Source organism: Acidimicrobiales bacterium, from assembly GCA_034521975.1.
In the GTDB taxonomy this organism is placed as follows: Bacteria; Actinomycetota; Acidimicrobiia; order Acidimicrobiales; family SKKL01; genus SKKL01.
Genome location: JAXHLR010000006.1, coordinates 407,053 through 421,177 on the forward strand (window position 1 = coordinate 407,053; position 14,125 = coordinate 421,177).

The following is a 14,125-nucleotide window of genomic DNA, read 5'->3' on the forward strand; positions in this document are numbered from 1 at the left end:
CGGCGCAGAGGAGATGGACCCGACATGCGACGCATCACGATGATCGCGCTCAGTGCCCTGCTCATCGGGGCACTGGCGGCGTGCGGCGACGACACCGACGGCGACGATTCCGCGCTCACCTTCCAGACCGATGCCGAGGGCAACATCACGTCTGACGAGGACCTCGCGGGAGTGCCCGACGATGATCCCGACGATGACATCCCACCCATCGGCGAAGGCTCGAGCGACGACGGCGGGGAGCCCACGAGCGGGAGCGGTGCGGTCGGGACCGTCGCCGTCGACGGGGTCGAGATCGGGCTCGACGAGGTGATCCGGTGCGAAGAGGACAGCTCCGATCTCGAGGACATCGAGCGGCTGCTCGAGGTCTCCTACACCGGCGGTGACTACTTCCTCAGCCTCTACACCAGCGAGGTGGCCAACGTCGGTGTCACCCAGTCGGTCGATTTCGCCAGCCCTGACGGGCGCTTCGGCGGCAGCTCCGTCGAGACTGCCGGCGGGTGGACCGGCGTCAGCGGTCCCTCGGAAACTCCGCCGTACACCGTCGACGGGAACCGCATCACCGGATCGGCGACGCTCACCGGGAGCATGGACCCCGATGCTTCGGTCGAGGTCAGCTTCGACGTGGTGTTCCCCGACGAGACCACCCAGTGCCGCTGAAGACCCAGTGCCGATGTGGCACTGCAGATCAGCCGACGACCAGAGCGCATCCGAAGCTGGCGACGGCGACCCGCCAGGCCACTGCTCAGGAACCGTTCAGGCTCCAGTGCCAAGGTTCGCTCGCCAGGTTGTGCAACCCGTAGATGTCGGCGTTGTCGGCCAGCCACCGAAACGCAGCACTGTTGCGAGAGCTGATCGTCGTCCCGTTGTAGGTGAAGTCGACGGCGAGGCCGATCTCGTGCATCGAGTTGCCGGGGCGTGCCGTTGGCGGTGAGCACTCCGACGACGGCATCTCATAGATGGCCTTCGGCTCCTCGCCGCAGTGGAGGCGCCGGAGCTCGATCTGCTCAGCGTGGGTCCGGAAACCGCCGCCACCGAGGACGATCCCATCGGCCTCGGCCGCAGCCAGCAGCATCTCGAGCTGGCCTGCGATCGACTGGTGCACCCGGATCCCCCGCACGCTGGTGAGGGGCAGCCGGGACTCGGGGCGCGTCGAGGCCTGGGCGACCAGGTGGCGGTTCGACCGGTCGAGCGCGAGCGCGAAGATCTCGGACTCGTAGGTTGCGCCGGCCTGCCGGGCCAGAACCTCGTCGTGGATCACCGCGAACCGTCCCCGTGTCGCGGCAAGGTCCTCCAGGGTCGAGGCGGCCTCGTCGCGGGCAGCCTGGGCCCGCTCTTCGGTGGCTCGGGTTCGTTCCGTGAGCCGGCCGAGCTGTTCACGAGCTTGGCGGAGCTGTTGGACCAGGTCGGTGTCACGCTCGGACTTCACGTCGAGGTACACCGACATCCGGGCGGCGTCGGCAGGGGCGGCAGAGTTCTTCAAGGTCGCGAGATGATCGGCGCTGGGCGGCTGTACGTAGGCGTTGACGGCCATGGTCGCCATCAGGCCCTCGAGGTCGTCGATCTCGGCGGCTTTGGCCTCCTCGGCGGCGGCCGACCGTTCGGCGGCGATGGTGGCCTCGGCCAGAACGGCCTGGGTGTGGTCGACCTCGGCGGTCTGCACGCCGATCCACACATCGAGCGTTTCGAGCGCGTCCGCCAGTTCGTCGTCACTCGCCGCCAGCTCGTCGAGCTCCTCGGCCAACGCCAGCTGGCGCTGCACGATCTCGGTGCGCTCATCGTCACGCCAGTCCGCGCTTGCGCTCGCGGGCCACAGCAGGCCGGCGACCATCACCGCACCTACGACCACGCGCCAACGGGTGAGACTCATCGACACCGATCCTGCACTCGCACTCGCTTCCCGGCGCCGGCCCTCGCCGCGCACCATTCACCATCGGCAGATCGACAAGCCCGCTTGAGCACAACCGCAAGCGCGCTCGACGATCAGCTAGAGGATCTGGGACAGAAACAGCTTGGTGCGTTCCTCCTCGGGATCCTCGAAGAAGTGTTGCGGTGTTCCCACCTCGACGACCTCGCCATCGGACATGAACACCACCCGGTCTGCCACCTCGCGAGCGAAGCCCATCTCGTGGGTGACCACGATCATGGTCATGCCGCTGCGAGCCAGTTCCTTCATGGCGTCGAGCACCTCGGCCACCATCTCGGGATCGAGCGCCGATGTGGGCTCGTCGAACAGCATGGCCTTGGGTCGCATGGCGAGTGCCCGGGCGATGGCGACCCGCTGCTGCTGCCCACCCGACAGCTGGCCGGGGTACTTGTAGGCCTGCTCGGGGATCTTCACCCGCTCGAGGAGCTCCATTGCCAGGGCTTCGGCCTCGGCCTTGGGCTGACGGCGTACCTGGCGAGGGGCCAGGGTGATGTTCTCCATGACCGTGAGATGAGGGAACAGGTTGAACGACTGGAAGACCATGCCGGACTCGCGCCGAATCTCGGAGATGGCCCGCATGTCGTCACTCATCTCGATGCCATCGACTGATATGCGACCGCGGTCGTGCTTCTCGAGGCGGTTGATGCAGCGGATCAGGGTGGACTTGCCCGAACCCGACGGGCCGATCACCACCACCACCTCCTGACGACCGACGACCAGGTCGATGCCCCCCAGGGCGCAGAAGTCGCCGAACCACTTCTCGACCCCCTCCAGCACGATCATCGGCTCACCGGTCCCCCCGGGGAGGGTGGCGGCGTCGGTGAGACCTCGCTGGCCTCCGGTCGTCTGATCGCTCATCGGGTACCAACCCCCAGTCGGGTCTCGAGGCGTCGACTCTCACGAGACATTGAATACGAGATCGCCCAGAAGACGAAGGCCACGAACGGCAAGGTCACCGATTGCAGACCCTGGCCCACGAAGTCCGGCTGGTTCGTGACCCGCTGGCCGACGTTCAACAGCTCGTCGAAGCCGAGGATGAAGAACAGCGTCGTGTCCTGGAACAGGCTGATGAACTGACCGACCATCGCGGGGATGACAGCACGCAGCGCCTGCGGGAGCTGGATGCGCCGGACGACGGCGAGCGGCGACATTCCCAAGGCCTGGCCAGCTTCGATCTGGCCGCGGTCGACGCCCTGGAGTCCCCCACGCACGATCTCGGCGATGTAGGCCGACTCGAAGATCACGATGGCGACGAGCGCCCGAGCCAGCTGGCTCGGCGCATCGATCCAGCCCGGCAGGAAGAACCCGATCATGAACTGGCCCATGAGCAGCAGGGTGATGAGCGGAACACCGCGGAAGAACTCGATGTAGCCGACCGAGACGATCCGGACCGCGGGGAGGGACGACCTCCGGCCCATGGCCAGCAGGAGCCCGAGGGGGAACGCCAGCACGATGCCCGATCCGGTGGCGAAGATGCTGAGGTGCAGACCACCCCACTCGTCCCACCCAACGCCCCCGAACCGGGAGAGCACCACGACGGCCGCGACGAACCCCAGCAGGGCCACCACCCAGATGAAGCGGTTGAGCACGCTCGGGAGGCGGGTACCGACCGATCGGGCGACGACTCCCACCGCGAGGACCAGCAACGCGAGCAGTGTCGGGGCGATGGTGCGCGTGAAGCCGAGCAGGACCACGACGAGCAGGGCCATCGGCCAGAACCGTCGGAGCCGGTCGCGCCAGGTGATCCGGGGCAGCTGACGCCCCTCCTGTTGTGCGATCTGCTCCGCGGTGACCGATCCCGCCCCACCGACCAGGCCAAAGGTGACCGCGAGGATGCCGGTCGCCGCCCACGGCCGCCACAGCTCGGCTCGGTCGAATCGCCCGAGCATGAACGAGGTGAGGTTCCGCTGGACGATCTCCCAGTCGGAGTTCACGAACACCAACAGGGCGAGGCGCACAGCAGCCCAGGCGATGAACGCGCCGAACAGCGCGGTGAGCACCGCGTTCAGCGCCGAGTTGAACAGGTTCTCCCGCATCCATCCGACGGGCCCGACCGAGGTGTCGGGTGGCCCTGCCGCGCGACCGCGCGGGGCCCCGGACGGATGGGTGGCCACGGCGGTCATCGGCTCACCAGCTGGAAGCGACGGTTGACGATGTTGGTGAACAAGGCGATGACCAGCGACAGGAACAGGTAGGCAAACATCAGCAGCAAGATCGACTGCGGCGCCGGGTTCCCGTTGCCGATGACGATGAACGTGACCTGGGTGAGCTCGGCGAAGCCGACGGCGATGGCCAGCGACGAGTTCTTGGTGAGGTTCAGGAACTGGTTGGCGATCGCGGGGACCGCGATGCGAAAGGCCTGGGGCAGGATCACGAACCGCAGCCGCTGGAAGCCCGACAGCGCCAGCGCCAGCGAAGCCTCGGTCTGGCCCTTGTGCACCGCTTGGATGCTGCCGCGGACGATCTCGGCGATGTAGCTGGCGGTGTAGATGACCAACGCGAAGAGCACGGCGGCATAGTTGGCGCTCATCGACCAACCACCCTCGAGCTGGCGTCCGACCACCTCGGGACGATCGATGCCGAGGGGCCGGCCGGTGAGACTCCAGGCGAGGACGACGACGGCGAGGAAGGCGAGGCCCGACAACGCGACCCGATGGTGGGGCTGTCCGGTCCGGGCGTTGTGACGGGTTCGCACGATCCAGACCACGGCGGCCAGCACGAGCGCCGTTACGAGCGCGAGCAGGAATCCTCCCGAGCCCGCGTCGAGCGACGGGGCCGCGATCGAGATGGTGCGATTGGTCCAGATGGCGAGGTCGAACCACTCGGCCGGTGCCTCGATGCGGGGCAACCGCAGGATGACCGCGGTGAACATGAAGACGATGACGATCAGCGGTGGGAGGTTGCGGAGCGTCTCGACATAGACGGTCGCAGCCTTGCGGACCAACCAGTTGCTGGAGAGGCTGGCCACCCCGACGATGATCCCGAGGATCATCGTGAGGACGATGCCGATGACAGCCACCGAAACCGTGTTGGACAAGCCCACCAGGAGCGCGTCGCTCACCGACTGGGCGGCACGGAAGTCCGACCCCAGGATCTGGAACCCCGCGGGCCGGTCGAGGTAGCCGAAATCGGTGCGGATCCCCTGGTCGGTCAGGTTGTTGACCAGGTTCGAGTACAGATAGCTGATCAGCGCCACCACCGCGACGGCGAAGGCCACCTGCAGCACCACCCGGATCACCCGCACATCGCGCCACAACGGTGGTCGGCTGGATCGGGGCGGCTGCCCCGGGGGATCCGGGGCGTCGACCACTGCCGTCATTCGCCTCCTCGATGCTGGCCAGGACCCTGCCCGGGTCAGCCGTCAGAACCGGCAGGTGCCGGGGCGATCCGATCACCACCCCGGCACCGCAACGCCGGGATTGGGCTATCGATAGGGCGGCGGGTAGAGCAGCCCGCCGTTGGTCCACAGGTCGTTCTCGGCTCGCGCGAGACCGAGCGGGGTGTCGGGCCCGACGTGACGCTCGAAGATCTCGCCGTAGTTGCCGACCTGGCTGATGACGTTCACCGCGAAGTCGGGATCGAGTCCGAGTCCGGGATCGGCGACGGTCCCCTCCTCGGGGTCGGGCTCGCCGAGGAACCGCAGGATGTTGGGATCGTCGCTGGTGGTGAAGTCGTCGATGTTCTCCGAGGTGATCCCGAACTCCTCGGCTTGGATGGTGGCGATGACCGCCCAGTTCACCGCATCGAACCACGCCGAGTCGCCATCGCGGACCGCCGGCCCGAGCGGCTCCTTGGAGATGGTCTCGTCGAGGATCGTGAGGGACTCGGGTCCGCCGTCGGCCTCGGGATAGGCCGAACGCACCGCGGCGAGCTGGGACTTGTCGGAGGTCCAGCCGTCGCACTGGCCGGCGATGAAGGCTTCACGCAGGGTGTCGTTGTCCTCGAACGAGAGTGGCGAGTAGTCGAGTCCACGGGCGTTGAACACGGTGGCCAGGTTCAACTCGGTGGTGGTGCCCGAGAGCACACACACCGAGGCGCCGCCCATATCGTCGATCGAACCGATGTCACCATCGGCCCGGACCATCATGCCCTGGCCGTCATAGAACGTCGTCGTGGCGAACGCCGCCCCCTCACCGCCATCGCGCGAGGCGGTCCAGGTGGTGTTGCGAACCAGCACATCGATCTCACCCGACTGCAACGCCGTGAAACGCTGGGCTGCGGTGAGCGGCACGTACTCCACTGCCTCGGCATCGCCGAGGACCGCGGCGGCGATCGCCCGGCAGTAGTCGACGTCGAAACCGGAGAAGTTGCCGTCCTCGTCGACGAAGCCGAACCCCGGTACGGCATCGTTCACGCCGCAGACCACGACACCGGAGTCCTGCACCGACGCAAGCACGCTCTCGCCGTCCTGGACCAGATCGATGGTCTCGGACGGACCGTCGCCGTTGTCTTCGCCGTTGTTGTCGGGTGCATCAGGAGTGTCCGCGGCATCATCGTCGTCGCCGGTGCACGCACCGAGGACGAGGACGAACACTGCGAGCACTGCCAGCCAACGCATCCACCTTCGCTGATTCATGATCAACGCTCCCCTGGATTGATGGTGACCGGGCGTTCGCTCATGTGCAGAGGCCTGCGCGTGGTGCTCGCGACCCAGTCGGTTGTTGTTGGTCGCGACGGTACGCCATCGCATACCACGCGTGCTGGGATTCACAGAAATGGTTGCGAATCGCTCACAGGTGTGAGCACCAGGGGCAACGCTCTCAGACCGCCATGGAGCGGTCCCCTCACACGTCGCCGTCGAGATAGGCACCCAACAGGTCGCGGATCGACACGATGCCGACCGGCCCGCCGGCGTCGACGACGGGCAGATGGCGGATGCCACCGTCGAGCATCGCCCTGGCCACGGCCTCGAGGGCATCGGCGGACCCGACCGACACCACGTCATAGGTCATGACGTCGGCGGCCCGCTCGGCATCGGGGTCCACCCCCTCGGCCAGCGCGGCCACGATGTCGCGCTCGGAGACGATGCCGGCGAGACCCTCGGCACCACGGACCACGACCGCGCCGACCTCCTCGCGAGCCAGCGTCTCGGCGACCTGGCGGATGGTGGTGTCGGGTCGCACGCTGACGGTGCTGCGATGCATGACGTTGGCAATAGGGGCGGAGGTGGCACGCATTTCGGGGCTCCGGTCTCGGTGGCCGGTGGTTTCGGCCGCTGGGTACAGCCTGGCGCCGCGACCGGGGCCGTCACAGGGCCAAAGGTCACAGGCACCAGGGCCAGACGTTCAGTCGATCGGACTGGCGCGCTGGGCCGACCAGGCAGCGATCGCTTCGCCCATCGGGGTCGAGGGCGGTCCCTGCACGAACGGCCACAGCTCCTCGGTGATGCGCCGCCAGTTGGCGGTGGCACCGATCTGGCCGAAGATGGCATAGAGCCCGAGGTTGATGCGCTGGACGACCACGAAGCTCGGGGGAACGTTCACCGCCCGCATGACCGGACCGTGTGGGCCGCCCAGATCGAGCATCTGGCGGATCGTCGCCGCGGCGAACTCGTTGCTGATCGTGTACTCGCCGTCGACTCGGACGAACTCGTAGAAGTGCGAGAAGTAGTCGAACACCTGCTCGTCGCTCACCGGAGCCCCCGGCCTGAGCACACCGAGGCGCTCGACCTCGCCACGAAAACGAGCGGGATCCGGGTCGAGCACCACCGCCCGGATGAGGCGGCCGAACCCCTCGACCTCGTCGGGCGTGAAGTGCTTGACCAGACCGAAGTCGAGGAAGCTGACCCGGCCACCCGGACCGAACAGGTAGTTGCCCGGATGCGGATCGCCGTTGAACATACCGAGGCCGTACAGGCTGCCGAAGGCGAACCGGTAGATGGTCTCGGCCGCCAGGTTGCGCTCCTCGGGCGACCAGGTGAGCATCTCGGCGAAGGTCGCGCCCTCGACCAGCTCGGTGGTGAGGACCCGTGCGGTGCTCAGCTCGGGCACCACCTCGGGCACGTGGATGGTGGGATGGCCCCGGTAGTGGTCGGCGAAGGCGGCCTGGTTGCGGGCCTCGAGGCGGTAGTCGAGCTCTTCGAGCAGCCGGTCGCGGAGCTCGACGACGATCGGTCCCGGGTCGAGTCCGGGGAACAGCTGGGCCAGGCCGGCGAAGATGGCGTCGGCGCTGCCGAGGTCGGCACCGATCGCTTCGTCGACACCCGGATACTGGACCTTGACCGCCACTGCTCGCCCGTCGTGGGTGATCGCCCGGTGCACCTGTCCGATCGATGCCGCGGCGATCGGCACCGGGTCCCAGGTGTCGAACAACGCCGTGGGAAGCTCGCCCAGCTCGGAACCGATGGTGGCGTCGACCAGCTCGGTGCTCATCGGCGGTGCGTCGGCCTGCAGCTGGGCGAGGGCGTCCCGGATGTGATCGGGCATCCCCTGGTCGAGGTAGGAGGCGAGCTGGCCGACCTTCATCAGCGCCCCCTTCAGATGTCCGAGCGTGTCGACCACCTGCTCGACCGTCCGAAGCTCGAAGCTGCGATCCAGCTCCTCCCGCCGACCCGCCGAGGCGAAGACGCGCCGGGCTCGGTGCGCGGCATAGGTCGCTGCGGTGCCACCACCCATGCGGGCCAACGCCGCGTTGCGCGCCGAGCCGGTGGTGCGGGCCAGGCGTCCACGTTGAAGGGCCGATCGGGACCGTCCGAAGCGACGGGCAGCGAGCGCGGCAACACCGACCACCAGGGTGCCGCCGGCCGCTGCGACCGCGCGGCCAGAAGCGTGGAAGCGTCTCGGGTCGAGGGGGAACGGCGCCATGGCCGCTGGTCTAGTCGCCCGACGCCGCGGCACGCACGGCGCGTCGGGTGGTCGAGAAGGGGGCGTAGCCGGCCATGGCCCGCTCCTCCTCGCTCTCGCCTCCCCAGAAGCCGCTCTCACGGTTGAGCCTGGCGTCGGCCCGGCAGGCGAGCATGACCGGGCACTGGAGGCACATGGCCCGAGCCGACGCTTCGCGAAGCGCGCGGGCCTCGGGGCGTTCGCCCAGAGGGGCGAAGAACAGCTCGGTGTGCCCGACGCACCGGGCATGGTCCACCCACGAGCGATCGGTCAGGATCGGTTTCCTCGGTGGTCGGGACATGGCGGCTCCCTCCGAAGCCCTCGAGTGGTCGACACGGCCGCGTGGGCCCTTACCCCACTTCCGTGGCATCCATCGCTCCCGGATGCACCCCGCGACGCCCTCTTCGATCGCGGGCCACCCGGGGTGACACAATCCGGGTGTGCAGATCCACAAGCTGACGACGACCAACGCCTTCATCATCACCGACCTCGACGGGGCCTCCCAGGCGGCAGGGATCGTTCGCGTCGCGCCCAAGGTGCTCCAAGGCAGCGCGCAGGCGTTCGCCCGCACCGCCACCTACACCTTTGCGCTGCGTGAGCTGCAGGTCGGTGGGGCATCGGCGGGCATCAGCGCCGAAGCCGAGGCCCGCGACGAGGCGGTCGCCGCCTTCGTCGCCGAGGTCAAGGCTCGGGTCGACGCCGGCGAGCTCGTGCTCGACCCGGGTACCGGTGTCACCGCAGACGACCTGGCCGATCTCGCCGCGAGCGACCCACGCAGCCCGGTCAGGAACGAAGAAGTCGACGGCCTGTCGCTGCAGCATCATCTCGAGGCCATCGGACCCGTCATCGCCGCCGAGGCAGCCTTGGGCGGTCTCGACGGACACACCGCGGCGATCGAGGCGAACCCGGTCGCGGGCCGCTTGGTGGCAGAGCTGGTCGCCCGCGGTGCCACCGTGGTGGCCTTCGGCAACGCCAAGGGTGCCGCCCTCGACCCCAATGGGCTCGACGCCGACACCCTTGTCGAGGCCGGAGCGTCGGCGCTCGACTCTCTCACCAGCGAGCCAGAGGATGCGTCGGCCCTCTTCGGCGCCGAGGCGTCGGTCCTGTTCTGCGGGTCGCGGCAGGGCATGATCGACGGCGAGGCAGCCGAGGCCACCGGAGCGGGCCTGGTGGTGCCAACCGGCTGCCAGCCGGTCTCGGCCAAGGGCCTGGCGGTCCTGCGCCGCCGGGGGATCGTGGCCCTCGCCGACTTCATCTCCACCTCCGGCCCGACCTACGCGGGATGGCCAGCGGGCGAGGCAACCATCGACGCGGTGCTCGCCGATGCCACCAGCGGTATCACCGAGGCCGTTCGCCGGTCGCTCGACCACGACGAGGGCCCGCTCCTCGGCGCCTGCTACCGGGCAGAGGCGTTCCTCTCCACCTGGCAGGAGGCGCTGCCCTTCGGCCGCCCGCTCGCCTGAGTGCCCCATCGGCTCCACTTTGGTCCGAACGCACTATGGACGATCGGCACCGACCGCGGCCACACTTGGTGATCGAGGGGGAGGCTCTGATCCGTCGGTGAGAACTGGTCGCTGCGCCGGCGGGGAGCCACAGCGAACCCGGCCCCTGTCCCGTCGGTGACCACGTCACCGACACCGCAGACAGGAGAGGCACGTGTGGCCCCCACACCCTCAGCTCCAACCGGCTCCGCAACGACGAGACGGCGTCCCCGCTGATCGGAGCGCCCTCGAACAGGATCTGCGTCTCGCCACCGTGCGCGGTGAGATGGTCGTGCACTACCAGCCGAAGGGCGACCTGCGCCTCGACCGGATCACCGGGGCCGAAGCCCTCCTTCGGTGGAACCACCCCCGCTGGGGCACGCTGCCACCCGACAGCTTCATCCCGCTGGCCGAGGAGTCCGGGGTCATCCGGGAGCTGGGCGAGTGGGTCCTCGAGGAGGCCTGCCGGCAGGCGGTCGAGTGGCAGGATCGGTGCTCAGGCTTCGTGATGGCGGTGAACCTCTCTCCGAGGCAGTTTCAGCTGCAACAGATCGACGAGATGGTGCTCGAGGTGCTCGACCGGACCGGCCTGGCCCCCCACCGCCTCGAGCTCGAGGTCACCGAGAGCCTGGCGCTCGAACAGATCGATCAGGTGACCACCAGCTTGTCGAACTTGCGGACGATGGGTGTTCGCTGCTCCCTGGACGACTTCGGGACCGGATACTGCGGGTTGGGATACCTCGACCAGTACCCGGTCAGCGGGATCAAGATCGACAAGCGGTTCCTGGACGCGGTCCGGACACCCGGTGGCGAGGCCCCGATCGTCCGGGCGATCATCGCCATGGCCAGGGACCTGCAGCTCGATGTGGTCGCCGAAGGGGTCGAGACCACCTGCCAGCTGGAGTTCCTCCGCGACAACGACTGCCACCAGATCCAGGGGTTCCTCCTCAGCAAACCGGTGTCGACCCTGGACTTCGAGATCCTGCTCCTGCTCGATCAGTTGGACGATCCGGGGCCACTCGCCGGCGCGGCGCACTCGCCGCACTGGAGGCGGTCGGCATCCAGCTGACCGACCCGGGCTCGCCCAGGCGCCAGTCAGTCGCTCCGGCGGGTGAGCCACCACACCAACGCCGCCAGGACGGATCCGGCGACCAGCATCGGGGCGAGCTGCACCAACCTCGACGGAGCTCCGCGGTGTGTACCCGCTACCGGTGTGGATGCAGCAGCTGGCGTCGAGCCGTTGCTGGCTGCCGGCTGGGAGTGCACCGGATCGGGACCGAGCAGGGCCTCGACCGGAGCCGCGTTGGCATCCGCGGGGGTCGGGGGGTGGGGACGAGAACGGCGGGGATCGTAGGCAGAGGACATGATGGACATCACTCCGAGGCGGGGGAGGCGGGAACGGGCGCAGACGCCAGCAAGCACCGGAGCAGTGCGGAGAACTCGTCGGCCGCCTCGGGTGCACCCGGGCGGTTGCCGAGCGCGTGCACCGGGAGCGACTGCGCGCCCGCCTCGGTGATCGCCGCCCGCTGGCGGATGGGCGGAAGCGTGAGATCGCCGTGCTCCTGTTCGAGCTGGCGGTACCAGTAGTTGGCGTCGCGGGTGCGGGCCAGGTTGTTCACCACGATGCCCGCAATGGTGAGCCCGTCGGGGCGACGGCGCGACACGCGCTCGATCGTGGTGAGCACCTGCTCGACACCATCGGAGGCCCAAGCGGAGGGAGCGGTGACGACCAGCGCCCGGTCGGCGCCGAACAGCCCGTTGACGGTGAGCAGGCCGAGTGAAGGAGGGCAGTCGATGAGCACGAGGTCGTGGTCGCAGCCCGCCAGCGCGACCCGCAGGCGATCCTGGGCACCGATGGGATCGGTGGCCAGCTGCGGCTCGCGCCGGGCCAGCGCCGGAGAGCTGGGCACGACATCGGGAGGAGTCCCGACCACCGCTGGCCACGCTGATGGCACGGCGACCTCGGCGTAGGCACCCGGACGTTCCTCGGCCAGGAGATGGTCGACGGTGCGCTGGGGTTCCCACACCGCCAGGCCGGTGGTGGCGTTGGCCTGCGGATCGAGGTCGATGACCAGGACGCGGCGGCCCGCCAGCGACGCCGCCGCGGCCAAGCCGAGCGCGACGGTGGTCTTTCCGACCCCGCCCTTCTGGTTCACGACCGTGATGCTCACCATCGCTGTGAACCGTACCAAGCGCACCGGTGCCGGGGGACGATCCGGCCCGACGGGCGCAGCCGACCCGGTCAGAGAAGCTCGGCGAAGGCGTCGGGCGTCAACGGGGGCGAGAACAGATACCCCTGGGCGGCGTCGCACCCCAGCGAGCGCAGCAGGTCGCGCTGAGCCTCGGTCTCGACGCCCACCGCCACCGTCGAGACGCCGAGGCGGCGAGCCATCGTCACCGTCGACTCGACGATGGCCTCGACCTTGCCGTCCCGATCGACGGACTCGACCAGCTCACGATCGATCTTGATGAACTCGATCGGGAAGCGTCGCAGTCCACCCAACGACGACCCGTCGGCACCGAAGTCGTCGAGCCCGAACGCGATCCCCAAGGTCACCAGATCCGCGACGACGAGGTCGACGGTCGGGCTCGCAGCCAGCAGGACGCTCTCGGTGAGCTCGAGGCTGAGCCGGTCGGGAGCGACACGAGCCGCGCCGAGTGCGTGGCCGATGGCGTTGGAGAAGTCTCGGTCGCTGAGCTGGACCGGCGAGACGTTCACCATGACCCGGAACGGCCGCCGACGGCCGAGCCGGGGCTCCCACACCGCGATCTGGCTCGCGGTCTCCTCCAGGACATAGCGACCCAGACGGGCGATCAGGCCGCTGTCCTCGGCGGCGTCGACGAGGTGAGCGGGGCTGAGGGACTGCTGGTCGGCGCTTCCGGCGACCCGCATGAGGGCCTCGGCCGCGACCACCACCCCGGTGTCGAGGGAGAGAACCGGCTGGTAGTGCATCTCGAGAGTGCCGGCCGCGAGCGCGTGCCGGAGCTGGTGGGCGGTGCTGAGCCGCCGTGCCACCCCGGCCTCGAGCCTCCGTCCGAAGACCTGGGCCCGATCGCGCCCCTTGTCCTTGCCCGCGAACAGGGCCGTGTCGGCGTCTCGCAGGAGATGGTCGGGAACCGTTCCGGCGCCCCCGACCGAAAGTCCCACGGTGGCGGTCAACGCCACAGACTCCCCCTCGACCTCGACCGGTTCGGCGATGGCCTGGCGCACCCGCTCGGCCAGTGCCTTGGCCCGGGAAGGATCGTCGATGTGTTCGACGACGACGGCGAACTCGTCACCGCCCAGTGCAGCCGAGTAGGAGCGGCCGGCGGCGACCCGCACCCGTTCGGTCATCATCGCGAGCAGCTCGTTGCCGGCGACCGCACCCAACAGGTCGTTGTGGAGCTTGAAGCGATCGAGATCGACCAACAGGACCGCGACCAAGTGGTCGCCGGCCCGCTCCAGAGCCTCGGCGAGGTGGACGACGAGATCGCCGCGATCGACGATCCCACGCTGGTGACGGGTGTCGACGCCGCTCAGACCATCGGAGCCCAACTCCGCCACCTCGACGGGACGAACCACCGGACCCATGACCTCGTGGGTCACCTCGAAGGAGCGTCGCTCCCAGCCGCCGCCATCCGGCGCCCGCGCCAGCAGCGGCAGCACCACACGGAACCCTGGCCGCTGTGCGGCCAGGTCCACCAGCTGACCCAGCACCGAGGCCTCGTCGGGGTGGACCAGACGGCTGGGATCGTCGTCTCGCCCGGTCGGACCCGTGACACGGGAGTCGGTGACGGGTTCGCCAGGGCCGCCGTCCTCGTCGACGCGGTGGCTTCGCGCGGGCGCGGAGACCGACGCCGCGGTGGCCCGCTCGACGAGGTGGAGGCGTCGCTCCCACTGGTCCATGGATGATCCGCCC

13 protein-coding genes are annotated in these 14,125 nt (G+C 68.9%); 3 read left to right on the forward strand and 10 right to left on the reverse strand.

Going from position 1 to position 14,125, the window contains the following annotated elements; genetic code table 11:
• The first annotated feature begins 24 nt into the window (after positions 1-24).
• Positions 25-657: a hypothetical protein gene (locus U5K29_11350; protein MDZ7679136.1), complete on the forward strand. Its 633-nt coding sequence runs from the start codon at positions 25-27 to the stop codon at positions 655-657.
• Between the two features lie 85 nt (positions 658-742).
• Here U5K29_11350 and U5K29_11355 read toward each other — a convergent pair whose 3' ends face one another.
• The 8 genes from U5K29_11355 to U5K29_11390 form a co-directional block, all read right to left on the reverse strand.
• Entirely contained in the window at positions 743-1,867 is a 1,125-nt protein-coding gene (locus U5K29_11355; protein ID MDZ7679137.1) for a M15 family metallopeptidase, read from the reverse strand.
• Positions 1,868-1,984: 117 nt separating this feature from the next.
• A complete protein-coding gene (locus U5K29_11360) occupies positions 1,985-2,782 on the reverse strand; it encodes an amino acid ABC transporter ATP-binding protein (protein MDZ7679138.1) in 798 nt (265 codons plus the stop codon).
• The gene (locus U5K29_11365) at positions 2,779-4,047 is read right to left on the reverse strand and encodes an amino acid ABC transporter permease (protein ID MDZ7679139.1); all 1,269 of its coding nucleotides are present in this window, start codon (positions 4,045-4,047) and stop codon (positions 2,779-2,781) included. Before U5K29_11365 ends, U5K29_11360 begins: the two co-directional genes overlap by 4 nt.
• Complete coding sequence (locus U5K29_11370; protein MDZ7679140.1) at positions 4,044-5,243, reverse strand: ABC transporter permease subunit; 1,200 nt, start codon at positions 5,241-5,243, stop codon at positions 4,044-4,046. Before U5K29_11370 ends, U5K29_11365 begins: the two co-directional genes overlap by 4 nt.
• Before the next feature lie 105 nt (positions 5,244-5,348).
• Positions 5,349-6,482 carry an amino acid ABC transporter substrate-binding protein gene (locus tag U5K29_11375; GenBank protein ID MDZ7679141.1) on the reverse strand — a complete coding sequence of 378 codons (1,134 nt, stop codon included), beginning with the start codon at positions 6,480-6,482 and terminating at the stop codon, positions 5,349-5,351.
• Between the two features lie 226 nt (positions 6,483-6,708).
• Positions 6,709-7,068, reverse strand: a complete 360-nt coding sequence (locus tag U5K29_11380; protein ID MDZ7679142.1) for a CBS domain-containing protein — start codon at positions 7,066-7,068, stop codon at positions 6,709-6,711.
• A 141-nt stretch (positions 7,069-7,209) separates the two neighbouring features.
• Positions 7,210-8,727, reverse strand: a complete 1,518-nt coding sequence (locus tag U5K29_11385; protein MDZ7679143.1) for an AarF/ABC1/UbiB kinase family protein — start codon at positions 8,725-8,727, stop codon at positions 7,210-7,212.
• A 10-nt stretch (positions 8,728-8,737) separates the two neighbouring features.
• Positions 8,738-9,046, reverse strand: a complete 309-nt coding sequence (locus U5K29_11390; GenBank protein MDZ7679144.1) for a WhiB family transcriptional regulator — start codon at positions 9,044-9,046, stop codon at positions 8,738-8,740.
• Between the two features lie 139 nt (positions 9,047-9,185).
• Between U5K29_11390 and U5K29_11395 the strand changes: the two genes are divergently transcribed.
• On the forward strand, positions 9,186-10,208 hold the full coding sequence (locus U5K29_11395; GenBank protein ID MDZ7679145.1) for a hypothetical protein: 1,023 nt from the start codon (positions 9,186-9,188) through the stop codon (positions 10,206-10,208).
• A gap of 193 nt (positions 10,209-10,401) precedes the next feature.
• On the forward strand, positions 10,402-11,295 hold the full coding sequence (locus U5K29_11400; GenBank protein MDZ7679146.1) for an EAL domain-containing protein: 894 nt from the start codon (positions 10,402-10,404) through the stop codon (positions 11,293-11,295).
• Between the two features lie 304 nt (positions 11,296-11,599).
• On the opposite strand, the gene U5K29_11405 is transcribed toward U5K29_11400, so the two are convergent.
• Entirely contained in the window at positions 11,600-12,400 is an 801-nt protein-coding gene (locus U5K29_11405) for a ParA family protein (protein MDZ7679147.1), read from the reverse strand.
• 68 nt (positions 12,401-12,468) lie between these two features.
• A complete protein-coding gene (locus U5K29_11410; GenBank protein ID MDZ7679148.1) occupies positions 12,469-14,112 on the reverse strand; it encodes a bifunctional diguanylate cyclase/phosphodiesterase in 1,644 nt (547 codons plus the stop codon).
• Positions 14,113-14,125: the final 13 nt, after the last annotated feature.

Coding starts and splice junctions, on each gene's coding strand:
- U5K29_11350 (MDZ7679136.1), top strand. CDS start 25: ATGCGACGCATCACGATGATCGCGCTCAGTGCCCTGCTCATCGGGGCA.
- U5K29_11355 (MDZ7679137.1), bottom strand. CDS start 1,867: ATGAGTCTCACCCGTTGGCGCGTGGTCGTAGGTGCGGTGATGGTCGCC.
- U5K29_11360 (MDZ7679138.1), bottom strand. CDS start 2,782: ATGAGCGATCAGACGACCGGAGGCCAGCGAGGTCTCACCGACGCCGCC.
- U5K29_11365 (MDZ7679139.1), bottom strand. CDS start 4,047: ATGACCGCCGTGGCCACCCATCCGTCCGGGGCCCCGCGCGGTCGCGCG.
- U5K29_11370 (MDZ7679140.1), bottom strand. CDS start 5,243: ATGACGGCAGTGGTCGACGCCCCGGATCCCCCGGGGCAGCCGCCCCGA.
- U5K29_11375 (MDZ7679141.1), bottom strand. CDS start 6,482: ATGCGTTGGCTGGCAGTGCTCGCAGTGTTCGTCCTCGTCCTCGGTGCG.
- U5K29_11380 (MDZ7679142.1), bottom strand. CDS start 7,068: ATGCATCGCAGCACCGTCAGCGTGCGACCCGACACCACCATCCGCCAG.
- U5K29_11385 (MDZ7679143.1), bottom strand. CDS start 8,727: ATGGCGCCGTTCCCCCTCGACCCGAGACGCTTCCACGCTTCTGGCCGC.
- U5K29_11390 (MDZ7679144.1), bottom strand. CDS start 9,046: ATGTCCCGACCACCGAGGAAACCGATCCTGACCGATCGCTCGTGGGTG.
- U5K29_11405 (MDZ7679147.1), bottom strand. CDS start 12,400: ATGGTGAGCATCACGGTCGTGAACCAGAAGGGCGGGGTCGGAAAGACC.
- U5K29_11410 (MDZ7679148.1), bottom strand. CDS start 14,112: ATGGACCAGTGGGAGCGACGCCTCCACCTCGTCGAGCGGGCCACCGCG.